This window comes from Sphingomonadaceae bacterium OTU29LAMAA1, assembly GCA_024072375.1.
Taxonomy (GTDB): Bacteria; Pseudomonadota; Alphaproteobacteria; order Sphingomonadales; family Sphingomonadaceae; genus Sphingomonas.
The window spans coordinates 1139284-1165473 of the sequence record CP099617.1 but is presented as its reverse complement, the minus strand read 5'-3'; the positions used below and the strand labels follow the sequence as shown (position 1 = coordinate 1165473).

The 26190-nt window shown below is 66.6% G+C and carries 21 protein-coding genes; 15 read left to right on the top strand and 6 right to left on the bottom strand.

The genetic code is table 11. The features are described from left to right. Positions 1–79 precede the first annotated feature (79 nt). Positions 80–1234, top strand: coding sequence for a GNAT family N-acetyltransferase (locus tag NF699_05915; GenBank protein USU06205.1), 1155 nt, complete (start codon positions 80–82; stop codon positions 1232–1234). A gap of 21 nt (positions 1235–1255) precedes the next feature. Here NF699_05915 and astD read toward each other — a convergent pair whose 3' ends face one another. After that, positions 1256–2668, bottom strand: coding sequence for a succinylglutamate-semialdehyde dehydrogenase (astD, locus tag NF699_05910; GenBank protein USU06204.1), 1413 nt, complete (start codon positions 2666–2668; stop codon positions 1256–1258). Between the two features lie 77 nt (positions 2669–2745). Further along, positions 2746–4104 (bottom strand): YdiU family protein, encoded by a 1359-nt coding sequence (locus tag NF699_05905; protein USU06203.1) that lies wholly within the window; start codon positions 4102–4104, stop codon positions 2746–2748. A 50-nt stretch (positions 4105–4154) separates the two neighbouring features. Between NF699_05905 and NF699_05900 the strand changes: the two genes are divergently transcribed. The 3 genes from NF699_05900 to NF699_05890 are packed head-to-tail and all read left to right on the top strand — an operon-like array spanning position 4155 to position 7399. Continuing rightward, positions 4155–5024 (top strand): alpha/beta hydrolase, encoded by an 870-nt coding sequence (locus tag NF699_05900; protein ID USU06202.1) that lies wholly within the window; start codon positions 4155–4157, stop codon positions 5022–5024. After that, positions 5021–6256 (top strand): DUF418 domain-containing protein, encoded by a 1236-nt coding sequence (locus NF699_05895; GenBank protein USU06201.1) that lies wholly within the window; start codon positions 5021–5023, stop codon positions 6254–6256. The genes NF699_05900 and NF699_05895 overlap by 4 nt, the downstream gene beginning before the upstream one ends. A gap of 9 nt (positions 6257–6265) precedes the next feature. Further along, a complete protein-coding gene (locus NF699_05890; GenBank protein USU06200.1) occupies positions 6266–7399 on the top strand; it encodes a glycosyltransferase family 4 protein in 1134 nt (377 codons plus the stop codon). A 10-nt stretch (positions 7400–7409) separates the two neighbouring features. Here the strand turns inward: NF699_05890 and NF699_05885 are convergent, their stop codons facing one another. Beyond that, positions 7410–7868: a hypothetical protein gene (locus NF699_05885; protein USU06199.1), complete on the bottom strand. Its 459-nt coding sequence runs from the start codon at positions 7866–7868 to the stop codon at positions 7410–7412. 204 nt (positions 7869–8072) lie between these two features. On the opposite strand from NF699_05885, the gene NF699_05880 reads away from it, so the two are divergent. Then, positions 8073–9476: a nitronate monooxygenase gene (locus NF699_05880; protein USU07015.1), complete on the top strand. Its 1404-nt coding sequence runs from the start codon at positions 8073–8075 to the stop codon at positions 9474–9476. Between the two features lie 134 nt (positions 9477–9610). Here NF699_05880 and NF699_05875 read toward each other — a convergent pair whose 3' ends face one another. After that, on the bottom strand, positions 9611–9808 hold the full coding sequence (locus tag NF699_05875) for a hypothetical protein (protein USU06198.1): 198 nt from the start codon (positions 9806–9808) through the stop codon (positions 9611–9613). A 90-nt stretch (positions 9809–9898) separates the two neighbouring features. Next, complete coding sequence (locus NF699_05870) at positions 9899–10891, bottom strand: D-glycerate dehydrogenase (protein USU06197.1); 993 nt, start codon at positions 10889–10891, stop codon at positions 9899–9901. A 101-nt stretch (positions 10892–10992) separates the two neighbouring features. Here NF699_05870 and NF699_05865 point away from each other — a divergent pair, with 101 nt between their 5' ends. Both NF699_05865 and NF699_05860 read left to right on the top strand, forming a co-directional pair. Further along, entirely contained in the window at positions 10993–11484 is a 492-nt protein-coding gene (locus tag NF699_05865; protein USU06196.1) for an SH3 domain-containing protein, read from the top strand. Positions 11485–11734: 250 nt separating this feature from the next. Further along, a complete protein-coding gene (locus tag NF699_05860) occupies positions 11735–12253 on the top strand; it encodes a hypothetical protein (protein USU06195.1) in 519 nt (172 codons plus the stop codon). Here the strand turns inward: NF699_05860 and NF699_05855 are convergent. Next, entirely contained in the window at positions 12243–13430 is a 1188-nt protein-coding gene (locus NF699_05855) for an acetyl-CoA C-acyltransferase (GenBank protein ID USU06194.1), read from the bottom strand. The two genes, NF699_05860 and NF699_05855, sit on opposite strands and share 11 nt — an antisense overlap. Before the next feature lie 87 nt (positions 13431–13517). Between NF699_05855 and NF699_05850 the strand changes: the two genes are divergently transcribed. From NF699_05850 to NF699_05815, 8 genes are all read left to right on the top strand, one after another. After that, on the top strand, positions 13518–13826 hold the full coding sequence (locus NF699_05850) for a hypothetical protein (GenBank protein USU06193.1): 309 nt from the start codon (positions 13518–13520) through the stop codon (positions 13824–13826). Between the two features lie 13 nt (positions 13827–13839). Then, positions 13840–14583: an A24 family peptidase gene (locus NF699_05845; GenBank protein USU06192.1), complete on the top strand. Its 744-nt coding sequence runs from the start codon at positions 13840–13842 to the stop codon at positions 14581–14583. After that, positions 14580–15005: a hypothetical protein gene (locus NF699_05840; GenBank protein USU06191.1), complete on the top strand. Its 426-nt coding sequence runs from the start codon at positions 14580–14582 to the stop codon at positions 15003–15005. The genes NF699_05845 and NF699_05840 overlap by 4 nt, the downstream gene beginning before the upstream one ends. Further along, positions 15002–16417: a coniferyl aldehyde dehydrogenase gene (locus NF699_05835; protein ID USU06190.1), complete on the top strand. Its 1416-nt coding sequence runs from the start codon at positions 15002–15004 to the stop codon at positions 16415–16417. The genes NF699_05840 and NF699_05835 overlap by 4 nt, the downstream gene beginning before the upstream one ends. Before the next feature lie 164 nt (positions 16418–16581). Then, a complete protein-coding gene (locus tag NF699_05830; GenBank protein ID USU06189.1) occupies positions 16582–18786 on the top strand; it encodes a BamA/TamA family outer membrane protein in 2205 nt (734 codons plus the stop codon). Then, complete coding sequence (locus tag NF699_05825; GenBank protein USU06188.1) at positions 18786–23030, top strand: translocation/assembly module TamB domain-containing protein; 4245 nt, start codon at positions 18786–18788, stop codon at positions 23028–23030. The genes NF699_05830 and NF699_05825 overlap by 1 nt, the downstream gene beginning before the upstream one ends. 57 nt (positions 23031–23087) lie before the next feature. Beyond that, positions 23088–24575, top strand: coding sequence for an NAD(P)/FAD-dependent oxidoreductase (locus NF699_05820; protein USU06187.1), 1488 nt, complete (start codon positions 23088–23090; stop codon positions 24573–24575). A gap of 322 nt (positions 24576–24897) precedes the next feature. After that, entirely contained in the window at positions 24898–26184 is a 1287-nt protein-coding gene (locus NF699_05815; GenBank protein ID USU06186.1) for an EAL domain-containing protein, read from the top strand. Positions 26185–26190: the final 6 nt, after the last annotated feature.

Below are 26190 nucleotides of genomic sequence, written 5' to 3'. Positions count from 1 at the left end.
TCTGGTCACGTTTCGGCGGTAGGTCCGATCCGGGCAAGGGAATGACGTGACGCGAACCGGTATCCGAGACAGGCATGACGTGCATCCCGTGCAGCTGTACGACGGGGTGCCGGCGTCGCTCGATCTGGTGTCGGACGCCGCGGCGGCAGACCGGCGGTTCCTGCGGGCAGGATGGTTCGCGGGATTTGCCGGCGCGCGGTTGAGCACCGCGTTGCTGCGCGACCGATCCGGCGTCCCCATCGCGGCCTTGCCGTTCGTACCGGTCGGGCCGGCGGTGATCGGCGCGCGCGCGGTGCCCGGATGCTATTGGCCGTTCCGCGGGATGGCGGTGGCGGACGACGCCTGTCCGGTCGCGCTGTCCGACTTATTCGCCAGCCGGGGACTGACGCGCGCCTTGCCGTCAGTGTTGCGGATCGGCCCCGCCTATGACGACGCCACCATGGCGGTGGTGGAAACCGGCGCGTTGCGTGCCGGCTGGTCGGTGATGAAGCGCAGCGTCGGCCGCGCCTTCATCCTCGACCTCTGCGCGGGCGATCCGAAGGGGTCGAAACGCACGGCGGCCTATGAGCGCAAGCTGGCATCGCAAGGTGCCGTCGCGGTCGCGACGATACGCGGCCCGGATTGGACGCCGGCGGTGCTGGAAGCGCTCGGCCGGATCGAGTCGGCGAGCTGGATCGCGCGGCGGACGGACGGCAGCGGAGCCAAGTTCATCGATGCGGCACGACGCGACCGCTGGCTGCGCGTGCTGGCCGATCCGGTGCTGGCGGAGGCGCTGAGCGCGACCATCCTGTCGGTGGATGGCGTCGCGGTGGCGTTCAGCTTCGACCTGGCCGCAGGATCGCGGCAATATGCGATCGCCAGCAGCTATGACGAGGCGTTCGCCGCCTGGCGCGTCGGGCGGATCGTGACCGCACACCAGTTGCGCCGGGCGCGGGCCGAGGGGATCGACACGGTCGACCTCGGTGCCGGCGACAGCGGCTACAAGCAGGATCTGGGCGCGGTGGCGGGTCCGGTGCTGGTCGATTGCCTGCTGGTGCGTCGTCGTTCGCTGGCGACGTTGCTGCGGCGCTGGTGGGAAGGTGCGGAGGCATCGGCCGGACTGGCGGCGATCCGCAGCTGGGTGGCGCAACCGGGGGAACCGCGACGACGGCCGGGGCCGCAGCCGTCATCGGGATGGGAGCAACTGGCGGCAGCGGCAGCGCTCGCCGCCGCCGCGATGGCGCTGGCCGAATAGCCCGACCGGCAAGCGCGGCGATCAGGCGTCGCGCAGGCCGATGCCGATATTCGCCCGTGCCGCCTCGGCTTCGTTGCTGACCACCGGATAGGCGCAATAATCGGCGGCGTAATAGGCGCTGGGGCGATGGTTGCCGCTCCAGCCGACACCGCCGAACGGTGCGGAGGACGACGCGCCGTTGGTCGGCCGGTTCCAGTTGACGATGCCGGCGCGGATACCGGACCAGAAGCGATCGTAGAGCGCCGGCGTCTGGCTGACGAGTGCGGCGGACAGGCCGTAGCGGGTGTCGTTGGCGGTGGCGATCGCCGCGTCGAAATCCTGTTCGCGATACACCTGCAGGATCGGGCCGAACAGCTCGATGTCCGGTCGCTCTGTGGCGTTGGTCATGTCGATGATCGCGGGGACGAGGAACGGCCGGTCGTCCTGCACCCGTTCGAGGTGGCGGATCGGGCGGCCGCCGCGCATCAACAGCGCGAGGAAGCTTTCGGTCAGCTGATCGGCGACCTGATTGTCGATCACCGGGCCCATGAACGGTTGCGGATCGTCATGGGGAGCGCCGACGATCAGGCGGCCGACCATCGTGTTGATCGTCTCGACCAGCGGATCGTACAGCCGGTCCTCGACGATCAGGCGGCGGGCGGCGGTGCAGCGCTGCCCGGCGGTGGTGAAGGCGGACTGGATGACCAGCACCGCGGCCGAATGCAGGTCGGGCGTGTCCCAGACGATGATCGGGTTGTTGCCACCCATCTCCAGCGCCAGGATCTTTTCGGGCTTGCCGGCGAAGGCGCGGTTGAGCGCGAGACCGGTGCGTGCCGATCCGGTGAACAGCAGGCCGTCGATCTCCGGGTGTTCGGCGAGCGCCTTGCCCTCTGCCGGGCCGCCGATCAGCAGGCGGATGTTCGCATCGGGAACGCCGGCCGCGCGATAGCAGTCGACCAGGAACGCACCGGTCGCGGGCGTCTTTTCCGATGGCTTGAACACCACTGCATTGCCGGCGAGCAGGGCGGGGACGATGTGGCCGTTGGGCAGATGCGCCGGGAAGTTATACGGCCCGAGCACCGCCAGCACGCCATGCGGCTTGTGGCGCAGCGCCATGCGGCTGCCCATCGGCGCATCGAGCCGACGCTGGGCGGTGCGTTCGGCATAGGCGGTGACCGAGATATCGACCTTGGCGATGACCGTATCGACCTCGGTCCGGGCTTCCCACAGCGGCTTGCCGGTTTCGCGAGCGAGCAGATCGGCGAATTGTTCGTGGCGCTGGCGGACGACGTTGCCGAAGCGGCGCATGGTTTCGATACGGACGGTCAGCGGCAGTGCGGCCCAGGCCGACCAGCCGGCACGCGCGGCCGATACCTCGGCATCGGCATCGCCGATCGCCCCTTGCCACAGTTCCGCGCCGGTCGCGGGTTCGTACGAGATGATCACGTCAGCCATGCGTGCCCTTTGAGCTCTGCGCGCGAGGGTTAGGGGAATGGTGTCTTGGCGGCAAGACGGGGGAACGAAGGCACATCCTACGAGAGAGCATCCCCCATCTGCCGGATCGCCGCGACCTTGGCGTGTAGCCGCGACCAGTCGTCCGCCCCGGCGATCGGCGCCCAGATCGCCTCGACCTCGTCGATCAGCATGCTGCATGGTTCGCCCCGCCAATAGGGATGGCTGCGGTCCTTGCGGGGGGAGTAGCGGGCGACGGCGGTGCGGAAGGCATCCCATTCCGCGCCATATCCGGCCGGAAGGTCGCCGCCGAACACATCGAAGAAGAACCGGTCCATCGGCGTTGCAGTCGTACGCAACCCGCGTTCCATCGCCTGCACCAGCGCCCGGTCCTCTTCCGGGGTCCGCGAAAGCAGGCCCAGCCGCCAGAGCAGCGATTCGGTGATCCGCGGCTGATAGCGCGGCCCGAATTGTTCGAGCAGCGCTATCAGCGGGTCGCTGTCGACGATCAGGCGCAGCGACGCCGCCAGTTGCATCACGTCCCAATGGATCGCTTCGGGCTGGCGGCCGAACGCGTAGAGGCCGGCGTGATCGAAATAGGCGGCGGTAAAGGCGGGGTCCCAGGTCGGGGCGAAGCGCCACGGGCCGTAATCGAAGCTTTCGCCGGTAACGTTGATATTGTCGCTGTTGAGAACGCCGTGGACGAACCCCGCGGCCATGTATCTTGATGCCAGCGTCGCGGTGCGTGTGACGACATGGTCCAGCAGCCGGATCGGGTCGTCCGATGCCTCGCCGTACAGGTGATGGAGGACATAGCGGACGGCAGCACGCATCCCCTCTTCGTCCTGAAGATAGGCGAGCCGCTGGAACGTGCCGATGCGGATATGGCCATGGCTGAGCCGGACCAGCACCGCCGACCGGGTGGGCGACGGCTCGTCGCCGCGGGTCAATTCCTCGCCCGTCTCGATCAGTGACAGCGTCCGGCTGGTGGGAACGTTCAGCGCCTCCAGCATCTCGGTCGCGAGGATCTCGCGCACCCCGCCCTTCAGCGTCAGCCTGCCGTCGCCGAAGCGGCTATAGGGGGTCTGCCCCGATCCCTTCGTGCCGAGATCCATCAACCGGCCACGATCGTCGCGCATCTGGGCGAAGGTAAAGCCGCGGCCATCGCCGATGTCGGGATTGTACTGGCGGAACTGGTGACCGTGATAGCGTAGCGCCAGCGGCTGCGGCAGCGTGCCGGGGAGGGGTACGAAGCGGCCGAAGGCTTGCGTCCATTCCGTATCGTCCAGCGTGTCGAGACCGACCTGTGCGGCCGCTGTTTCGTTGCGGAAGCGCAGTGTCGTTTCAGGAAAATCGGCAGCATGCACCGGGTCCCAGATCGTGGGGCCGAGGTCGAGCAGCGCGGCTTCGGGGCGGTATGCTTGCGGGTGAGTGGGCATGTGTGGATATGGAGGTCGCCCATCGCCGGGTGCAACCCCGAGGATCGTTCATGGCCGCTTACGAGAATTGCTATTGGATGTCGGCCGACGGGCTGAAGCTGCATTACCGGCTGTATCCGGGCGACGTCGCCCTGCCACCGGTCCTGTGCCTGCCAGGGCTGACGCGCAACGCGCGCGATTACGACGCGCTCGCCGCACGGCTGGCGGGGCGACGGCAGGTGATCGCGGTCGATTTTCGTGGCCGCGGCAAGAGCGAATACGCGAAGGACCCGATGACCTACATGCCCGCGACCTATGTCGCCGATGTGCAGGCGTTGCTCGCCGAAAGGGCCATCACCCGCCTTGTCGCGATCGGGACGTCGCTGGGCGGCATCGTGACGATGTTGCTCGCGCAGGCCGCGACAGGGGCGGGCGCAGGCATCGCCGCGGCGTTGCTCAACGACGTCGGACCGGAAATCGACCCGGCGGGTATCAGCCGGATCAGGGGTTATGTCGGCAAGGGCAGCAGCTGCCCGACATGGATGCACGCGGCGCGCAGCCTCGCCGACGCGCACGGCGACGTCTATCCGGACTGGCACATCGAGGAATGGCTGGCGATGGCCAAGCGCGTCTATCGGCTGAACAGCAGCGGACGCATCGTGCTCGACTACGACCTTAAGATCGCCGAGCCGTTTCGGACGCCGGGTAACGAAGCCGGGCCGGATATGTGGGCGGCGCTATCGGCGTTGCGGGACACGCCCGTCCTGCTGGTGCGTGGCGGACGATCGGACGTGCTGGCACAGCCGGTGGCGGAACGGATGCTGGCGGCGCTCGACCGCGCCGAACTGGTGACGCTGCCGGGCGTCGGCCATGCGCCGACACTGGCGGAACCCGCGTTGCACGGCCCGATCGACCGGTTGCTGGAGCAGGCGCGGGCGTGAGTATTCCCGGCGCAGAGCCGGATGGTGCTCCGAGAATTGCGTTGCTCGATATCCTGCGCGGCATCGCGATCCTCGGCATCCTGCTGATGAACGTCAGCGAGATGGGCGCGTCGATGACCGCCAACTGGTCCGATATCCGGCACATCGGCTGGAGCGGTGCGGACAGGATGGCGTGGTGGCTGCGCACGCTGCTGGTCGAGGGGACCGCGCGGGCGCTGCTGGAGATGCTGTTCGGTGCGGGCATGCTGATCCTCACCGATCGGATCGCGTCGGCATCGGCGGGCACGGCGGCGGTGTCGCTGCGCTACGGCTGGCGCAATGTCGTGCTCTGGGTGTTCGGGATGGCGCATATGATGCTGTTGCTGTGGCCCGGTGATATCCTGCACACCTATGCGGTCGCGGCATTGCTGGCCTGTGCGTTCCGGACGTTGCCGGCACGTGCGTTGCTGACGATCGGTCTGTCCTATGCGGCGTTCACCCTGGTCATCGGCGTGGTCGCGGTGCAGCAGCCGATGCGGCCGGTCATGGCGCAGATGGCCGAAGCGGATGCGACGGCGGTACGGCGGGAGGATGCATTCGGTCACGGCGATCGTCGCGCCTGGGTCGAAGGGCAGCGCCGCGTCGGGCTGGACCGGCTGGACAGCGACGAAATCGTGTTCGTGTGGGAAGCCGCCGCGACGATGCTGGTCGGCGCGGCGCTGTTCCGCTGGGGGATCTTGCAGGGCGACTGGTCGCGGCGGCGCTATCGCTGGCTGCTTGCGGGAGGATACGGCATCGGCCTGCCGCTGCGCATCTATGGCGCCTGGGAGGCGACCCGCTTCGACGGGCGGGCGCAGATCGCGTGGATGTGGGAGGATGTCGCGCGACTGGCGATGACCTGCGGCCATGTCGCGGCCATCGCTCTGGCGGTGACGACCGTCGCGGGTGCGCGCGGGCTTCGCCCGTTCGTCGCCGCGGGCCGGACGGCGTTGACGCTGTACGTCGCGCAGACGCTGATCGTGTCGTGGCTGATATTCTCGCCGTTCGGGCTGGGGTTGTATGGCGCGTTCGGCTGGGCGTGGCTGATGGCGCTCGCGCTGGCTGTGAACGCGCTGCTGCTATGGGCGGCGAATGCGTGGCTGCGGCGTTACCGGATCGCGCCGGTGGAATGGGCGTGGCGTTCGCTGGTCGAGCTGCGATGGTTGCCGATGCGGTGTGGCAACATTCTTCCTCCGGCAGGCCGGGCGGGTTAAGGCGGCATCATGCCGCAGCCGATCCACATCCTCCACCTCCATTCCAGCTTCAGCCTCGGTGGCAAGGAGGCGCGGGCCGTGCGGCTGATGAATGCGTTCGGCGACGCCGCACGGCATACGATCGTCAGCGGCGTGCCCGACCAGCTCGGCGCGCGCGATTCGATCGCCCGGGGCATCCGGTACGAGATCGCGCAGGACCCCCCGTCGCTGACCGGACGTCCGTCGGTGGCGCGGTACGAGGCGCTGGCGCGCTACATGCGGCGCTTCGATCTTGTGCTGACCTACAATTGGGGCGCGATCGACGGCGTGATGGCGCGGCGGGTGTTCGCCAAAGGCGCACCGCCGCTGGTCCATCACGAGGACGGCTTCAACGCGGACGAGGCCGGCGGGCTGAAGATCGAGCGCAACGTCTATCGCCGGATCGCGCTCCGCGCTGCGCACGCCCTGGTGGTGCCATCCGAGGTGCTGGAGGCGATCGCGCTGAAGACCTGGAAGCAACCGCCCGCGCGGGTGCACCGCATCGCCAACGGCATCGACACCGCTGCCTACGGCCAGAAGCCCGATCCGCGCGCGATCCCGGGCTTCGTCCGCAACGAGAAGGAGGTCGTGATCGGCGCGCTCGCGGGCCTGCGCGCGGTGAAAGACCTGCCGCTGCTCGTCCGCGCCTGCGGCGGTGTGTCGGGGCGGTTCAGGCTGGTGATCGTCGGCGAGGGTCCCGAGCGCGAACAGATCCTGCAAGCGACGCGGGCGATGGACATTGCCGACAAGGTGGTGCTGGCCGGCTTCCTCGACCGACCGTATCGCTACATCGGCGCGTTCGACATCATCGCGCTGTCGTCGAAGAGCGAGCAATTTCCGATCAGCGTGGTCGAGGGGATGGCGGCCGGCCTGCCGGTGGTGAGCACGCCCGTCGGCGACGTGCCGCGAATGGTGTCGGCGGAAAACGCCCCTTTCGTTACCGGCGCCGACGAGGTGCTGCTGCGCGACGCGTTGCAGGCGCTGGTGCTCGATCCGGACCTGCGGTCGCGGGTCGGCGCAGCGAACCGGGCAAAGGCGCGCGCGGAGTTCGACGAGCGCGTGATGATCGCGCGCTACAAGGCATTGTACGCAGAGGCGATGCGGCGACCGGGTGCGCTGGGATAGGCGCCCGCAATCAGGTCCCCGATATCTCCGCGGCATTCCTGACGACGAACTGCAGCGTCGCGGTATCGGCCTGTCCCGTCGCGACGAGCGCCAGATCGCTGGCGCCGTGCAGCAGGCCATCCTCCACTTCTGGTTCGTGCGCTTCGGCGGCGGCGACGATGGCGGCGAGTATGTCGCGCGCCTGCTCCTCGCCATAGGTCATCGCGAACGCCGTCAGCGCCACGGCGAAGCAATCCCGGTCACTCGCCGGCGCCGCATCCTGATGCTGGAGCGAGGCGCAGGCCGCGCCCAGCACATAGGCACGCGACCATGCCGAGCCGGTCGGCCCGTCGCCCGGCGTTTCCCCGACCGACAGCCCCAGTCGCTCGATCTGCGGCAGCAGCAGCGCACCGAGCGGCGAGCGCAACGTCGCGGCGAGATGCCTGCGCGCCGGACGCCTGGGTGCGATCAGGTGATTGAGAACCCCCATCCGTCGATACTTTCCCGTATGTCATCGTAAAGCTGCGATCCTGTCTGCACGATTGAGGTTAACCGACGGCTAAGGCGCGCTTTCCGCCACGCATCGGGGACGGACGCGCGTTGCTGCACTGATCCACATCGCAATTCCTTCGCATCACCGCATCCTTCTTGTATAGCCGGCCGTATTTACCCCCGGGATGAGGTGACGTTTTCCGTGTTCAAGGGCCTGAAGCCGATCGTGTACAATGGCCGTGAGGTCTGGCCGCTTGTCGAAGGCGGCAAGGGCGTCGCCGCGACCAATCATGCTTCCGCCGGTGCATGGGCCGCCGCGGGCGGAATCGGCACCGTGTCCGCGGTCAACGCCGACAGCTACGATCCCGATGGCAAGATCATTCCGCAGGTCTACACGGCGCTGACGCGTCGCCAGCGGCATGAGGAACTGGTGGAATATGCCATTGAGGGCGCGGTCCAGCAGGTCGAACGTGCATACGAGATCGCGGGCGGCAAGGGCGCGATCAACATCAACGTGTTGTGGGAAATGGGCGGGGCGCAGCGCATCCTGCACGGCGTGCTCGAACGCACCCGCGGTAAGGTGGCGGGCGTCACCTGCGGCGCGGGCATGCCCTACAAGCTGTCCGAGATCACCGCGTCCTATGGCGTGTCGTACCTGCCGATCGTGTCGTCCGGCCGGGCATTCCGCGCGCTGTGGAAGCGTGCCTATTCGAAGGCGGCGGAATGGCTGGCGGCAGTGGTGTACGAGGACCCTTGGCTGGCCGGCGGGCACAACGGCCTGTCCAACGCCGAAGACCCGTTGAAGCCGCAGGACCCGTTCCCGCGCGTCGCCGAATTGCGCGCGGTCATGCGCGAGGGCGGCATTCCCGACAGTACGCCGATCGTGATGGCGGGCGGTGTCTGGTATTTGCGCGACTGGAACGACTGGATCGACAATCCCGAGCTGGGAACCATCGCATTCCAGTACGGCACGCGGCCATTGCTGACGCAGGAAAGCCCGATCCCGCAGGATTGGAAGGACCGGCTGACGCAGATCGAGGAAGGCGAGGTGCTGTTGCATCGCTTCTCGCCGACCGGTTTCTATTCGTCGGCGGTGCGCAACCCGTTCCTGCGATCGCTGGAAGCGCGTTCGGATCGCCAGATCGCCTTTTCGACGCAGGAGGCTGGTGATCATGTCTTCCAGCTCGACGTCGGCGTGAAGGGCAAGAATTTCTGGGTGACGCGCAACGATCTGCTGCGCGCGCGCCAGTGGTTTGGCGAAGGCCATACGGATGCGTTGAAGACGCCCGACAACACCCTGGTGTTCGTGTCGCCGACCGAGAAGGGCATCATCCGCAAGGATCAGGCGGACTGCATGGGTTGCCTGTCGCAATGTTCGTTTTCGAGCTGGGCGGACACCGAGACCAACTCGACCGGGCGGCTGGCCGATCCGCGCAGCTTCTGCATCCAGAAGACGTTGCAGGACATCGCGCATGGCGGCGACGTCGACCAGAATCTGATGTTCGCCGGCCATGCGGCGTATAATTTCAAGCGTGATCCGTTCTATTCCAACGGCTTCGTGCCGAGCGTAAAACAGCTGGTCGATCGGATCCTGACGGGGGACTGAGCCGACCGCAGGAGTGCCGCCCCGTACGTAGCCGTAGCTCTTGTCGCTCGCTTTGGCTACCGGCGAAGGAGTCCGTTAGCAGCGGTACAAGTATCCGGAAGCGCCGGGTTGAGGCTCGGCGCTCCCGAACCTCGTTAGTCGGCGACGGTGCCGACGACTGCGCCCGCGGTGCCGCCGACGGCTGCACCCTTTTCGACGCTGCCGCCGGTCGCCGCGGCGACACCCGCACCGCCGGCTGCGCCTATGCCGGCACCCTTGAGGGTCGAGCAGGCCGAGAGGCTGAGGGCCGAACCGAGCAGCAGGGCGGCGGCGGCGAGGGGCTTGATGGTCATGATCGTGTCCTGTGTTGCGGAGGTGCGGCGTTAATGTCGCGGCGCAGCAAAGGTTTCGTTCAGCAATGAATCAACACGTTTTTCTGGTGCTCAGGCCCAGCCTTCGAGCACCTGATCCGGTGGACGGTGACCATCCGCCCACATCCGGATATTCTGGATGACGCGTTCGCCGGACGCCTGTCGCCCTTCGAGCGTGGCGCTGCCCATGTGCGGCGTCATCACCACATTCGGCAGCGCGAGCAGGCGCGGGTCGATACGCGGTTCGTGCTCCCACACGTCGAGGCCGGCGCCAGCCAGCTCTCCCGCCTCGAGCGCGTCGACCAGTGCGGCCTCGTCGAGAATGCCGCCGCGCGACGTGTTGATGACGTAGACATGGCGGCGCATCAGGCCAATCCGGCGGCGGTCGATCAGGTCGCGGCTGTCGGCGTTCAGCGGCGTGTGGATGCTGACGATGTCGGTGGCCACGAGCATCGCGTCGAGATCGGCGTGGAAGGTCGCGCCCAGTTCCGCTTCGACTACACCGGGCAGGCGATGGCGGTTGTGATAATGTATCGACAGGCCGAACGCGCGGGCGCGGCGGGCGACCGCCTGACCGATGCGGCCCATGCCGACGATGCCCAGTGCCTTGCCGCCGATGCGGTGGCCGAGCATACCGCCGGGACTCCAGCCGTGCCATTCGCCCGATCGCACCAGCTTCTCGCCTTCCGCCAGCCGCCGCGGCACCGACACGATCAGCGCCATCGCCATATCCGCGGTGTCCTCGGTCAGCACGCCCGGGGTATTGGTGACGATGATCCCGCGCGCGCGGGCGGCCTTCAGCGCAATATGGTTCACGCCGGCACCGTAATTGGCGATCAGGCGCAGCCTGTCGCCCGCGCCCGCGATCAGATCGGCATCGATGTCGTCGGTGACGGTCGGCACCAGCACGTCGCAGGTGGCCATCGCCGCGGCGAGCTGGTCGCGGGTCATGGCGGCATCGCCGCGATTGTTGGTGGTGTCGAACAACGCTTCCAGCCGCTGCATGACCGGATCAGCGAGTTCGCGGGTCACGACCACGCGGGGATTACGGCGGGGTTCTGTCATCGCCGTAACGGCTTGGCGAAGCGCACGGCAAGCGTCAACGGATCGTTGCTGTTCCGGGCTGCTGCGCTAGAGAGAGCATCATGGGGAAAAGGACAGGGACAATGCGGCATTGGGCTTTGGCGATCGCCGGATGTGCGGCAGCGCTGGTCGTCGATGGCCACGCATTGGCCGCGGATGCCAAGAAGACACTGCCGTATTATGCGTCGATCAGCGCCGGGCGCGCCCGGATGCGGACCGGGCCGGAAAAGACCTATCCGGCGAGCTGGCTGTACCAGCGTGCCGATCTGCCGGTACGGGTGATCGCCACGTTCAAGCAATGGCGCAAGGTCGAGGATCCGGACGGGACGCAGGGCTGGATGCTCGCGGCGCTGATTAACGAGCGGCGTACCGCGATCGTGCGTGGTGACCAGCCCGTCGAGATGCATGAGCGGCCATCGCCCGTGTCCAGGCTGCTGTGGCGTGCGGCACCCGGTGTCGTCGGTCGGCTGAGCGAATGCGCCGGCGGCTGGTGCCGGCTGGATGTGAAGGGGCAGACCGGCTTCGTCGAAGTGGCGAGCCTGTGGGGCGTCGAGGCAGGCGAGCGGCTGCCCTGACGCGGAGCGACGGGCACGATCCGAACCGCCTTCGAAGCACCTCAGCGACTATCCCCGAACACGAGCTTGCTCCTCCGTTGCCCGTGGAGAAAAGTGGCGCACGTTCGGCGGCGATAACCCTCGAACACGGCCGGGACTGCGGGGTGTCGAGCCCACCAAGGCCCCATGAACGGAATTGGCGATCGACCCTAACAGCTTGTTAGGACCGAGAGGTTATGCACGATGGCTTACCGGCGATGGAGGCCGAACGATGCTCCCGACCGAACCGTTGCCGCTGCATCACAGCTGGCCGATGAGCGATGCCGGCGAGCGGCTGGACCTAGGCCGGGTCCATGACGGCGATCCGGCGCCCAGGTTCACGCCGGCACCGCTACATGCCGCCGACCGGGCTACCGGAAGCTGGGCATGCGATCTTGCCACCAATATGCTCACCTGGTCTTCCGCGGTTTATCGCCTGTTCGGCATGCCGCAGGACAATCCGGTCGATCGCGGTGTCACCGTGTCGATGTACGCCGAACGATCGCGGGCCGCGATGGAGCGGCTGCGAACCCACGCGATCCGGCACCGCCGCGGTTTCACCCTCGACATCCAGATCGCGCCTCTCGACGACGTCTGCCGCTGGCTTCGCCTGACCGCCGCACCGATCTGTGACGCGGGGCTGGTGGTGAGTCTACACGGGTATAAGACCGACGTATCCGATCTATACCGCCGCGGCCCCGCGCTATCGTATGACGGGGGCGATATGCCATTGGCAGCTGTCAGTCGATAAGTTCGACCGCCATCGCCGTTGCCTCGCCGCCGCCGATGCACAGCGAGGCGAGACCGCGACGCTGACCATTGGTCTGCAACGCCGACAGCAACGTCGCGAGGATCCGCGCACCGCTGGCGCCGATCGGATGCCCCAGCGCGCAGGCGCCGCCATGGACGTTCAGCCGCGCCGGATCAATGCCCAGATCGTGGATCGCGATCATCGACACGGCGGCGAACGCCTCGTTCACCTCGAACAGGTCGATATCGTCGCGGCTCCAGCCGGCGCGTTCCATCGCCTTGCGCATCGCGAACACGGGCGCCGTGGTGAACTTCGCCGGATCGTGTGCATGAGCGGCATGCGAGACGATGCGGGCGATCGGGGTCAGGCCAAGCCGTTCGGCGACGCTGGCGCGCGTCATCACCAACGCGGCCGCACCGTCGGAGATCGACGACGCGTTGGCCGCGGTGATCGTACCGTCCTTCGAAAAGGCCGGCTTCAACGTCGGGATCTTGGCGATATCGCCCTTGGCCGGCTGTTCGTCGAGCGACACGGTCGTGCTGCCCTTGCGGCCCTTCACCTCGACCGGGACGATCTCGCGGTCGAACGCGCCGGATCGCTGCGCCTTTTGCGCGCGGGTCAGCGATTCTATCGCGTAATCGTCCATCGACTGCCGCGTGAACTGGTATTCGGCCGCCGTATCTTCGGCGAAATTGCCCATCAGTTTGCCGGGTTCGTACGCATCTTCCAGCCCGTCGAGATACATATGGTCGTACATCGTGTCGTGGCCGATGCGCGCGCCGGCGCGATGCTTCTTCGACAGATAGGGCGCGTTGGTCATGCTCTCCATGCCGCCCGCCACGAGCATCTCGACCGATCCGGCAGCCAGCGCATCGGCCGCAAGGATCGCCGCCTGCATGCCCGAACCGCACATCTTGTTGATCGTGGTCGCCTCGACATGGGTGCCGAGACCGGCGCCGATCGCCGCCTGTCGCGCGGGCGCCTGACCGAGGCCTGCGGGCAGTACGCAGCCCATGTAGATGCGCTCGATCGCTGCCGCCGACGCGCCGGACCGCTCCACCGCCGCCTTCACCGCCGCCGCGCCGAGTTCGGTGGCGGACGCCCCGGACAGCGCGCCCTGGAACGATCCCATGGGGGTGCGGGCATAGCCGAGGATGACGACGGGATCGGTGGACATGGGCTCTCCGGTGTTTTTCGTTGCACGCCATCTAGGATGCGGGGCAGGGCGGGGCAATGAGCGAGCCAGCCGACGCCTGTCCTGCATATGCTAAATCCGGCAGGATCAATTCGCGTCGCCGCGCGCTGGGGCGCGATGGAAGATTTTATCGAGCCGATACGGTGGTTTGCCTCGATCAGCGGGATGATCGCCGCGACCATCGTTGCATTGGACTGGGGGCGGCGCGACACGGGCTGGGCGATGGTGCTGTTCTGCCTGTCTGCGATCGCATGGATCACGGGCGCGGTGCTGATGCGCGACTGGGCGCTGGGATCGCAGAACGTCGTGTTGCTCGGCATCGATATGCTCGGTGTCTATCGCTATCTGATCCGCGATCCGGAGCCTGCCGGGGCCTGAGATGAGCGCGGCCATGGCGTGGCCGCTCGTCCTGACGATATTGGGCGCGATCTTCGGCAGCTTCATCGGCGCGCTGGTGGTCCGCTGGCCGGCCGGACGATCGGTGATGGACGGGCGATCGGCGTGCGATGCCTGCGGGCGGACGCTGGGTCCGGCGGAACTGGTGCCGCTGGTCAGTTACGTGGTGCAGCGCGGGCGATGTCGTGGCTGCGGCGTGGCGATCGACCGGCGCCATTGGTGGATCGAGCTGCTGGCAGCGGCGATCGGCGGCGCGGCGGGACTGGTGGCGCCGGGTTGGGAAGGGGTGGGCGGCGCGGTGTTCGGCTGGCTGCTGCTCGCGCTGGCGGCACTGGACCTCACCGCCTTCTGGCTACCCGACCGTCTGACCGGGCTGCTGGCGGCGGCAGGCCTGATCGCCGGCGCGGCGGGATTCGCCCCCCCGCTAACGGATCGGCTGATCGGCGGGGGCTTCGGCTTCGGCATGCTCGCGCTGGTCGCTTGGGGGTATGAGCGGACGCGGGGTCGCGCGGGAATGGGCGGCGGCGATCCCAAGCTGCTCGGCGCGATCGGCCTGTGGCTCGGCTGGCGCATGATACCGGCGGTGCTGGTGATAGCCAGCCTGATCGGACTGGGCGTTGCGGCGTTCGCGCATTCGACCGGGCGCCGGATCTCGCGCGACACCGCACTGCCGTTCGGCACGTTGCTGGCGGTGGCGGCTTACCCCGCGTGGATCGCCATGATAGTGCTGGCGCCATGATCGCGTTGTTGCTCGCCGTCGCGGCTCAGGCCGCTCCCGTTCCTGCGACGCCGATGCCGGGCGCGATCGGCGAGCAGCGGCTGCCCGCCAAAGGGTGCGCGGCCTATCTGTGGAGCGCTGTCGACCGGCAGCTGGTCGCGATGGCGACCGCTGATCCCGCGACCATCCGCATTTCGCTCGGCGGCAAGATCGTCGATCTCGCACGCACCGGTGGCGATGTCGGGGGCGCGGCGAGGCTCGGCTTCGCGGATGCCGCTGAATATCGTGGCGGCGATATCACCGCCCGCCTGACGATGGATGTCGTCCAGCAGGAGGGATTGACGGCGGGGGCAAAGGTGCCGACCGGCTCGCTTCAGATCGACCGCGCCGGGCAGGACGGCATCGTCGTGCCCGTCGCCGGACTGATCGGCTGCCGCGCATGAGGATGGACGCGCTGCTCGATGCGCAGCGCGCCGCTTTCAACGCCGGACTGCCGGTGTCGATCGCCGCGCGCAAGGACCGGCTGACGCGCGCCGCGGCGATGATCCGCGACAATGCCGTCCGCTTCTGCGACGCGTTGAGCGAGGATTTCGGCCATCGCAGCCGCGACCAGTCGATGCTGACCGATATCGCCGGATCAATCGCGCCGATCGCGCATGCGCTGAAGCATCTGGAACGCTGGGCGAGGCCGGAACGGCGCAGCGTCCAGTTCCCGCTGGGGCTGCTCGGTGCGAAAGCGTGGGTCGAATATCAGCCGAAGGGTGTCGTCGGCGTGATCGCGCCGTGGAATTTTCCGGTCAATCTCGTGATGGGCCCGGTCGCCGGCGCCTTCGCGGCGGGTAATCGTGTGATGGTGAAGACCAGCGAGTTTACGCCGGCCACCGCGGCATTGTTCGAGGAGATCGCCGGCGCCTGGTTCGCAGCGGACGAGCTCGCGTTCGTCTCCGGCGGAGCGGAGGTCGGCAAGGCGTTCGCCGCGCTGCCGTTCGACCATCTGCTGTTTACCGGCGCGACCGGGATCGGTCGCCACATCCTGCACGCCGCCGCCGACAATCTGACGCCGGTGACGCTGGAACTCGGCGGCAAGAGCCCGGCGATCATCGGCGCGGGGGCGGACATCGGCCGGGCAAGCGAGCGGATCGCGCTCGGCAAGATGCTCAATGCTGGCCAGATCTGCCTCGCGCCCGATTATGTGCTGGTGCCCGCCGCGCAGGAACAGGCTGTGGTCGACGGACTGATCGCGGCGGCGACGGCGATGTACCCGACGGTGCTGGCGAACCCGGACTACACGTCGATCGTCAGCGACCGGCATCACCGCCGGCTGACCGACTGGCTGGACGATGCGCGATCCAAGGGGGCCCGGGTCGAAACGGTCGATCCGGGAAGCGAGGATTTCGCTGGTTCGAACAGCCGCAAGATGCCGCTGCACATCGTCCGCGATGTCAACGACACGATGACGCTGATGCAGGAGGAGATATTCGGGCCGATCCTGCCGATCGTGCGCTATGACGGGATCGACGATGCGATCGCACGCGTAAATCGCGGCCCGCGGCCGCTCGGCCTTTATTACTTTGGCCCGGATCAGGCGGAACGTCGGCGCGTGCTCGATCGAACGATATCCGGTGGCGTGACGCTCGACGACATCGTGTTCCACGTATCCATGGAGGATCTGCCGTTCGGCGGCGTCGGATCGTCGGGCATGGGCAGCTACCACGGCATCGACGGGTTCCGCACCTTCAGCCACGCCAAAGCGGTATTTCGCCAGTCGCGGCTCGACGTCGCGAAGCTCGCCGGGCTCAAGCCTCCTTACGGCCGGGCGCTTGCCGCATCGGTGAAGCGACAGATGAAATTCTGAGTACGCTCCGTCGGTCGACGTTTAGTGCTGTATGACAAGCTATTAGCTTGAGTTAGGTCGAAAAAGTTATGCCGCGGCGCAACCAAGCCGACGTGCCGACGTTATCGGAATGCTTGGGGGTGGATTCGAACGCGAACGCTCTCGCAAAGGGGAACGGGACACGCGTGCGAGTATCGACCGGACGACATCACTGGCTTGCCATCGCTCTGGTCGCAGGTAGCCCCGCGGCAGCACAGCTCAATCAGCAGCAAGGAACGGCGCCCGCGCGTGGCCCCGATGCGCCGAAGTCCGATAGCGCGCGCGCGAATGCGCCACAAACGACGGAGAGCGGAGCCTCCGCAACCGCGCCGATCGTTCCCGAATCCGAATTCAATGCTGCCCTGCCGCCGCTGACCGGCGATATCAATGCACCGCTGGAGCCGATGCCGGCCCAGCAGCCAATCGGCAGCGCTGCGGCTCCCGCGACGACCACGCCGGCTGCACCGCTGGTGACCGCCGATGGCAGTCTCCCCCCCGCCGCGCCCGAAAACCCCGAACTGGCGCAACCGCTGCAACCGCTGGCGACGTTCGACACCGCGCCTTTGCAGACCGCGGCGGACATCAAGGACAAGGATGCGCCGCAGATCCGCTACGATACGGTGTTGAAGGGGCTTGAGGAACTCGACCTCGCTGGCCAGTTCAATGCACTGTCGGCGCTGAAGGAAGGCGACGGCAAGGCGGCGAACGCGACACAGGTCGCGGCGCGTGCGCGCGAGGACGAATCGCTCGCGAAACGGCTGATGACGTCGCTCGGTTACTACGACGGCAATGCGATATCGCTGATCGAGACGACGCAGGACCCGGCCGATGCCAACAAGCCGGGCCGCCTGCGCGCGACCGTCACCGCCACGCCCGGGCGCCTTTATACCCTGTCGTCGATCGACATTCAGGCGCAGCCGGTGGTGCCGGCCGATCTCGTTACGCGCAATCTGCCGCTACGGGTCGGCGATCCGATCGAGGCGGCGCGTATACAGGGTGCCGAGGCGAACCTCAGCCTCGTGCTGCCGCAGCAGGGCTATCCGTTCGTCAAGGTCGGCGAACGTGACATCCTGCTCGACGACCAGTCCGAAAAGGCGACGGGGGCGTATACGCTGCCGGTCGACACGGGGCCGCGGTCCGCTTTCGGCAATCTCGTCACCACGGGTGATCCGGTGTTCGACCTGAAACACCTCAACGTCTTTCCGCGCTTCGACGACGGAGATCTTTACGACAGCCGCAAGACCGACGACCTGCGCGACGCGCTGGTCGCAACCGGGCTGTTCTCCAGCGTCGCGGTGGAGCCGCAGCGCACCGGCCGCACCAATCCCGACGGCACCGAGGCGGTCGACCTGCTCGTGCGTCAGAGCAAGGGGCCGGCGCGGACGCTGGCGGGCAGCGCCGGTTATTCGACCGGTCAGGGTTTCAAGGCGGAGGGAAGCTGGACCCACCGCAACCTGTTCCCGCCGGAAGGCGCGCTGATCGGCACGGTCGTCGCCGGTACACAGGAACAGGGCGCGTCGGGCACCTTCCGCCGCTCGAACGCCGGCAGGCGTGACCGCACGTTCACGGCCATCGCCAGTGCGGTGCATCAGAGTTACGACGCATTCGACGCGTTCACCGGCACCCTCTCGGCGCGCTGGAGCTACGTTTCCACGCCGATCTGGCAAAAGCGGTTCACCTATTATTACGGTGGCGAGATCGTCGGCACCAACGAGAGCGTGTATGATTTCACGCAGGGCCGGAACGTCCGCCGCACCTATGGCATCGCTGCGCTGCCCGGACAGGTTGAATGGGACACGTCGGACAGTCTGTTGAACCCGACCCGCGGCTATCGCCTACGCCTCAACCTCAGCCCGGAAGGCGCAGTGAGCGGCGGGTTCAAACCGTACGTTCGCACGCAGATCGAGGCGACCTATTATTACCCGGTATCGGACAGCTTGGTGATCGCAGGCCGCGCGCGCGCCGCGTCGATTCAGGGCATCGCCCGTGACGACCTCGCGCCGTCCCGGCGCTATTACGGCGGCGGCGGCGGATCCGTGCGCGGTTACGGATATCAGCGGCTCGGACCGTTCGACCCCAACGGCGATCCGGTGGGTGGCCGCAGCCTCAACGAATTCGCGCTCGAGGCCCGCTACCGGTTCGGCAATTTCGGCATCGTGCCGTTCGTCGACGCCGGCAACAGCTATGAATCGAGCCTCCCCAAGGGGTCGGAACTGAAGTTCGGCGCCGGCATCGGCGGGCGGTTTTACACCAACTTCGGCCCGATGCGCATCGATGTCGCCACCCCGCTCAATCCGCGGCCGGGCGATGGCAAGGTCGCGCTTTACATCTCGATCGGTCAGGCATTCTGATGGCGGAGGATACGCCCGTTACCGAATCCAGCGATGCAACGGTCGTGACGAAGCGCCCGCTCTGGCAGCGTATCCTGAAATGGGTGCTGTTCCTGATCCTGGGCCTCATCGTGCTGATCGGCATCGTCGTGCTGGGGATCAACACCGATCCCGGACGCCGCTACGTCGCCAATCGGATCGGCGGCTACACCACCGCGTCTGGCCTCAATATCAAGGTCGGCCGCATCGACGGATCGCTATACGGTCAGATGACCCTGTCGGACGTCCGTGTCGCCGATCCCAAGGGCGTCTTCCTCACGAGTCCCCGCCTGAATGTCGACTGGCGCCCGTTTGCGTTCGTCGACAACCACGTCGACGTGCGGACGCTTTCGACCGAGCTCGTCACGCTCGCACGCCGGCCCGAACTGAAGCAGACGCCGCCGACCGACGAAAACGCGCCGCTACTCCCCGATCTCGACATCGACGTCAATCGGCTTCACGTCGGGCGACTGGTGCTGGCGAAGCCGGTCACCGGTCAAACGCACCTCGTGCGGATCGACGGCGCCGTGCACATCGCCGATCGCCGTGCGCAACTCGTTACCGATGCCGCCGCAATGCGTGGCGCAGGGGTGGCCGGCGGCGATACGCTGCACCTCAAGCTCGACGCGGTGCCGGAGCAGAACAAGCTCGACATCGATCTCAAGCTGAACGCTCCGGTCGGCGGCGTCGTCGCCACCATGGGTTCGCTGAAGGCGCCACTCACCGCGACCGTTGACGGCCGCGGCAGCTGGCAGGCGTGGCAGGGCAAGGCGATCGCCACGCTCGGCGGTGGTCAGCTGGCCAATCTCAATGTCAATGCGCGCAACGGGCATATCCAGGTGCGCGGCTTCACCACGCCCGGTCTGTACCTGCAGGGTCCGGTCGAGCGATTGACCGCGCCACGGCTGGACCTGGCGCTCGATACCACTCTCAACGATCGCAAGGCGGACACGCGACTGACGCTGAAGTCCGATGCGCTGGCGGTCGATGCGGGCGGTCTTGTCGATCTTGCCAACAGCACGTTCGGACATTTCGCGGTCGACGCGAAGCTGCTGACGCCGGGTGCCATCGCACCGAACCTGCGCGGTCGCGACGTCACCGCTCGGGTCGTCCTCGACGGTGCGTTCGCGACGCCGACGGTGGACTATAAGATCAAGGCGGCGGCGATCGGCTTCGGCACCACGACGGTCGAGGATGTCTATGCCGAAGGTCTGGCCCGCGTGAACGCCGACCGCATCCTCGTGCCGGTCACCGCGCGTGCGCGCCGCGTCACCGGCCTCAATGCTGCGGTCGGCGGACTGGCGAACAACGTGCGCATCCAGGGCGATTTCGCGATCTCGATGCCGAATATCCTGTCGGATAATCTGCGTATCCGTTCGGACAATATCGATGCGACCGCGATCGTCGTCGCGAACACCCAGACCGGCCGTTACACCGGTGCGCTAAAGGGGCGGGTCAACAACTACCGTCTGGAAAGCATCGGCATCCTCAATCTGTCGACGGACGCCAAACTGGTGCCCGGCGCCAATGGCGGTTTCGGCATCACTGGCCGCGTCGTTGCGCAGACGAAGCAGCTGTTCAACAGTGGCGTGCGCGATTTCCTCGGCGGCAATGCGATCGTCCGCAGCGATATCGGCTATAGTCCGGAAGGGATCGTCACCTTCCGCAATCTGCGGATGAATGCGCCGCAATTCCGTATCACGCGGGGCGAGGGCCGGTTCGATCCGGCCAACGGCAGCGTCCTGGTGAACGCCGACGCCTATTCCGCACAATACGGACCGCTGTCCGCGCGCGTGACCGGCACCGCCACCGCACCCGTCGTGGTGCTGCGTGCGGCACGGCCCGGCGTCGGCATCGGACTGGTGAACCTCAACGCGCGTGTCGTCGGTCGCAACGGCGCCTATGCCGTGACGGCGAGTGGCGGCACCAACTACGGCCCTTTCACGGCGGATGTGCTCGTGCGGCCCAGCCCGCAGTTGACGGTCGATATCAATCGCGTCGTCTTCGCCGGCATCGTAGGCAGCGGCCGCGTGGTCGCGACACCGGCGGGTCCGTTCGCCGGCGCTTTGCAGTTCGCCGGTCGCGGGATCAACGGCACCGTGCGCCTTGCCAATCAGGGCGGGTATCAGCGTGCCGATATTGCCGCGCGCGCGTATAACGCGACGATCCCCGGCTATGCGGACTTCACCATCGGTCGTGCGATCGTCGACGCGAATGTGGTGATGCTGCCGAAGGCGCCGCAGGTGGTCGCGGACGTGCAGGTGGCCGATACCCGCTACAATGCCTTCGTCATCCAGACGATGCGCGCCAAGATCAATTACGTCGGCGGACGTGGCACCGCACAGGCGCTGCTGACCGGATCGAGCGGCGTGCCGCTGCGGGTTGCTGTCAACGCACAACTGTCGCCGGGCAATTACCTCGTTGCCGCGCAGGGACAGGCAAACAACATCGCCTTCCGCACCGTCAACCCGGCCCGGATCACGTCCGTCGGCAACGCCTATAGGCTCGCCGCGACGCGGATCGATTTCGGGCAGGGTCCGACCGCCGGCTCGACACGCATCGCCGGATCGTTCGGCGGCGGCGTCACGACAGCGCAGGCACGGCTGGACCGCCTCAACCTGTCGATGCTGTCGGCCTTCGTACCGAACCTCGGCCTCTCGGGTGCCGTCACCGGCAGCCTCGATTATCGCCAGCAGGGCAATGCCATTCCGGCCGCCGATGCCCGGCTGACGATCGCCGGCTTCCAGCGCACCGGCCTTGCGGCGGTGTCCGAGCCCGTCGACGTCCAGTTCGTCGGCCGCCTCGTTCCCGATGGCGGCGAGGCGCGGGCGCTCGTAAAGCGTGGGCCGACCACCATCGGCCGCATGCTCGCGACGCTGCGTCCCTTGCCTCCCGGTGCGGGTTCTTGGGCGACCCGGCTGATGCAGGCACCGCTATCCGGCGGTATCCGCTACAACGGGCCGTCCGCAGTGCTCTTCAGCCTTGCTGCCTTGTCCGAACAGCAGTTGACGGGTCCGATCGCGGTTGCGGCCGATTTCTCCGGCCGGGTCGCCGCGCCGCGGCTCAATGGCCTGATCCGGGCCGACAATCTGACCTATGACAACGAAACCTACGGCACGCGTCTGTCGCAGATGAAGATCGCGGCGCGTTTCAACAACGATCGGCTCGAGCTGACCAACCTCTCCGCCCGCGCGGGCGACGGGACGGTTCAGGCGCAGGGCAGCGTCGGGCTAGCCGCCGACAGCGGCTTCCCGATCGACCTGCGTGCGACGCTGAACAATGCGCAGCTCGCCAAGAGCGATGCACTGGCGGCAACCTCCTCTGGCACCGTTCGGTTCACCTACGGGCGCGAAGGCGGGCTATTGCAGGGCAACCTCAACATCCCCGAGGCGCGCTATCAGATTATCCGTCAGGGTGCTGCCGAGGTGCCGGAACTCACCGGCATCCGCCGCAAGAGCCAGCAGGTCACGCCGCGTCCCACCGATCGGCCGAAGCCGGCGCCCGTAAGCCTCATTCGGCTGGACCTTACCGTGCGCGCGGAAAACCAGCTGTTCGTCTCCGGAATGGGTCTGGAGTCGGAATGGGAGATGAACCTGAAGGTCGGCGGGACGTCGGCGGCTCCGGTCATCACCGGCGGACTGGATCTGGTGCGCGGCACATATTCCTTCGCCGGCAAGCGGTTCGAGGTCACACGCGGCACCATCCGCTTCCGCGGCGGCGCCCTGACCGATCCCGACATCAACATCCAGGCATCGACCACAGTCAACGGCATCACCGCAGTCATCGCCATCACCGGCACGGGGCAGCGGCCGCAGATCGCGTTCACGTCGACGCCGGCGCTGCCGCAGGACGAGGTGCTAAGCCGCCTGCTGTTCGGCACCAATCCGGAGAATCTGTCGGCGACCGAGGCGATCCAGCTGGCTAGCGCGCTCAACTCACTCCGTGGTTCCGGCGGCGGCGGGCTCAATCCGCTCGGCAAGCTGCGGTCCGCCACCGGTTTCGACCGCTTGCGGGTGCTCGGTGCGGACGAGGCGAGCGGGCGCGGCACCAGCCTCGCGGCGGGCAAGTATCTCACGGATGACATCTATGTCGAGATCGTCACCGACGCCCGTGGGTTCACCGCGACGCAGCTGGAGATTGCCCTGACGAGGGCATTGAGCTTGCTCACATCGACCGGGTCGGCCGGAGGGTCGGATGCGCGGCTGAAATATTCGAAAGACTATTGATGTGAACCGGGATAGGTCTCTCCACGAAACCGAATAACGGGTATGGTGGAGAGGCTGATGGCCGAACATTTCGATGTGGTCGTGGTGGGAGCCGGAATATCCGGGATCGGGCAAGGTTATCACCTGCAGACCCGCTGCCCCGAACGCAGATATGTGATCCTTGAGGGGCGGGCGGCGCTCGGCGGCACATGGGACCTGTTTCGGTATCCGGGTATCCGGTCGGACAGCGATATGCATACGCTGGGCTTCTCGTTCCACCCGTGGACGAGCGCCAGGTCGATCGCCGATGGTCCGTCGATCCGCGCCTATGTCGAAGAGACGGCGAACACCTATGGGATCGATCGCCACATCCGGTTTCGCCACCACGTCACCGAAGCGAGCTGGTCGACGGACGAGGCGCTGTGGACCGTCCGGGCGACGGGCGAACACGGCGAGCCCCTGACGTTCACCTGCAACTTCCTGTGCATGTGTTCGGGCTATTATAATTACGCTAAAGGCTACACGCCGGAATTCACCGGGGCGGAGCGGTTCGGCGGACGCATCGTCCATCCACAGCTCTGGCCCGAAGACCTGGACTATGCAGGCAAGCGCGTCGTCGTGATCGGCAGCGGCGCGACCGCGGTGACGCTCGTGCCGGAAATGGCCAGGACGGCGGCGCACGTGACGATGTTGCAGCGCTCGCCGACCTATGTCGTTTCGCGACCGGCGGAAGATCGTATCGCCAACTGGCTACGGACCAAGCTGCCCGGCAAGGTCGCTTACGGGGTCACACGCTGGAAGAACGTGCTGATGAGCATGTTCTTCTATCGCATCGCAAAAAAGCACCCCGAAAAGTTCAAGGCCCGCCTGATCGGAATGGTGCGCGAACATCTTGGGCCTGAGTACGATGTCGATACGCACTTCACCCCGCGCTACAATCCCTGGGACCAGCGGCTGTGTCTGGTGCCGGACGCGGACCTCTTCAAGAGCATCAAGGCCGGTGATGCGTCGGTCGCAACCGGAACGATCGAGAGCTTCACCGAGCATGGCGTCCGGTTGCATTCCGGTGAAGAACTGCCCGCCGACATCATCGTGACGGCGACCGGGCTCGAACTACAGCTGCTCAGCGACGTGCGCTTCAGCAAGGACAATGCACCAATCGATCTCAGCAAAGCGCTACAATACAAGGGGATGATGTTTTCGGACGTGCCGAACCTCGCCTATACGTTCGGCTATACCAACGCATCGTGGACGCTGAAGGCAGATCTGGTGGCAATGTATGTCTGTCGCCTGCTCAACACGATGAAGAAGCGTGGCCTGCGGCAGGCTATGCCGCACAACGGCGATGTTGCGATGGCGACGGAGCCGTTCGTCGACTTCACGTCCGGCTATATCCAGCGTGCCGAGCATAAGCTGCCCCGGCAGGGTTCGCGCAAGCCGTGGAAACTCAACCAGAATTACGCGCTCGACGTGCTCGCGTTACGGCTGGGTTCGGTGGACGACGACATGGTGTTCGGAAATCCCGAACCGAAGACGACACGAGCGCCCGGCGAATTCGCCGCATGATGTCACTGCAAATGCCGTAAGGATCGGCTCGGGGGCCTGTCCGGTGACGCCAAATTGACGTCGGCCGAGGCACCCGAGCCGGGTAAGCGATTTACCAGGGCTTGATGTCAACCGACAGGGCCGAGACGAACGCCAGGAACAGTTCCAACATGCTTATCTCCCTTGTTTTGGCATCTCGAGGATGCGTGTTAATCTTAACAGGTCGTTAAGCATTCGACAATCGGGATTGCATGGGGCCGCCGGAGCCCCGCCGGTTAATCCAATCTTCAACCCTGTCCGGTAGCTCGATCCGGTCATGACCGTCGCGCATCGCCCGGAATCCGTGGATAAACTGGCCCCGTTCGGCGGGGGCACGGCTGCAGTCGCCACGGGCGAGCCCTTCCGTTTCCAACTGCTGGTGGAGATCGCGAACTTCGGGGATCTGCGTCGACAGCTCGGTTGCCAGCGGGCCGATCTGCTCGCCGGACTGGCATCGGAGCGAATCGGCAGGGTGATGCCGACCGCCAGCGTCGCGATCATCGGCCGAACGCAGATCGCCTGCGGTTTCCGCGGTTCGCGCGGCGATGCGATGGACGGGCACATCGTCGCTCTCGACAAGGCATTCGAGCGGCCCTTCACGCTCGACGATCAGTCGGTCACGATCCTGCTCACGTTCGGTGGCGCAAGCGCGCCCGCCGCGAACGTCGACGAGGTTGCGATGGTCGAACAGGCCGAGGCGGCTCTGGCAGAGGCACGGACGGCATATCGTGCCGTCACCCATGCAGTCGCGCCGCGCACCGCCAGCGATACGCTGCGGCTCGCGCGGGAGCTCGATCAGGCGATCGATCGAGACGAACTGGTTCTGCATTACCAACCCAAGGTGCATGTTCGCCGGCAGGAGATAACCAGTGCCGAGGCATTGGTACGCTGGCGTCATCCGACCCGGGGACTGGTGATGCCGAACGACTTCATTCCGGTGGCCGAGGAGTGCCATCTGATCGATCGGATGACGCTGTGGACGATCCGCCGCGCCATCGCCGACCAGCGCGATCTGGCCGCGCGTGGGCATGACCTGCGGTTGTTCATCAACATTGCGGGGCAATTGCTTGCCGACACCGCCTTCGTGCGCGAGGCGTGTGCGCTCGTCGGTGGCAGCGATGCCAAACTGGGTTTCGAGATCACCGAGACATCGGTCATTCGCGATCCGGCGAGTGCGATCGCCAATCTTCAGATATTCGCCGATTTCGGCATCACCATCGCCATCGACGATTACGGTGCCGGTCTGTCGTCGCTGGCGTATCTGAAGCAGCTGCCGGCGCGCGAGTTGAAAATCGACAAGCTATTCGTCACGCAGCTGACCAGTTCGAACCGCGACCCGTTGATCGTGCGGTCGACGATCGATCTGGCGCATGCACTGGAGATGGAGGTCGTCGCGGAGGGTGTGGAAACCCATGCGGCACTCGCGTTGCTGACGGTCATGGGCTGCGACATGGTGCAAGGGTTCCTGATCAGCCGTCCGGTCGTGCTTCCATCGCTGATCCAGTATCTCGACGAGGGGCGGCATCGCGTGCCGGCGCCCGATCCGTTGGCCGGTTTCGGTGGTTTCGCCGCGTCCCGGCGTCAGGCCTGAATGCGC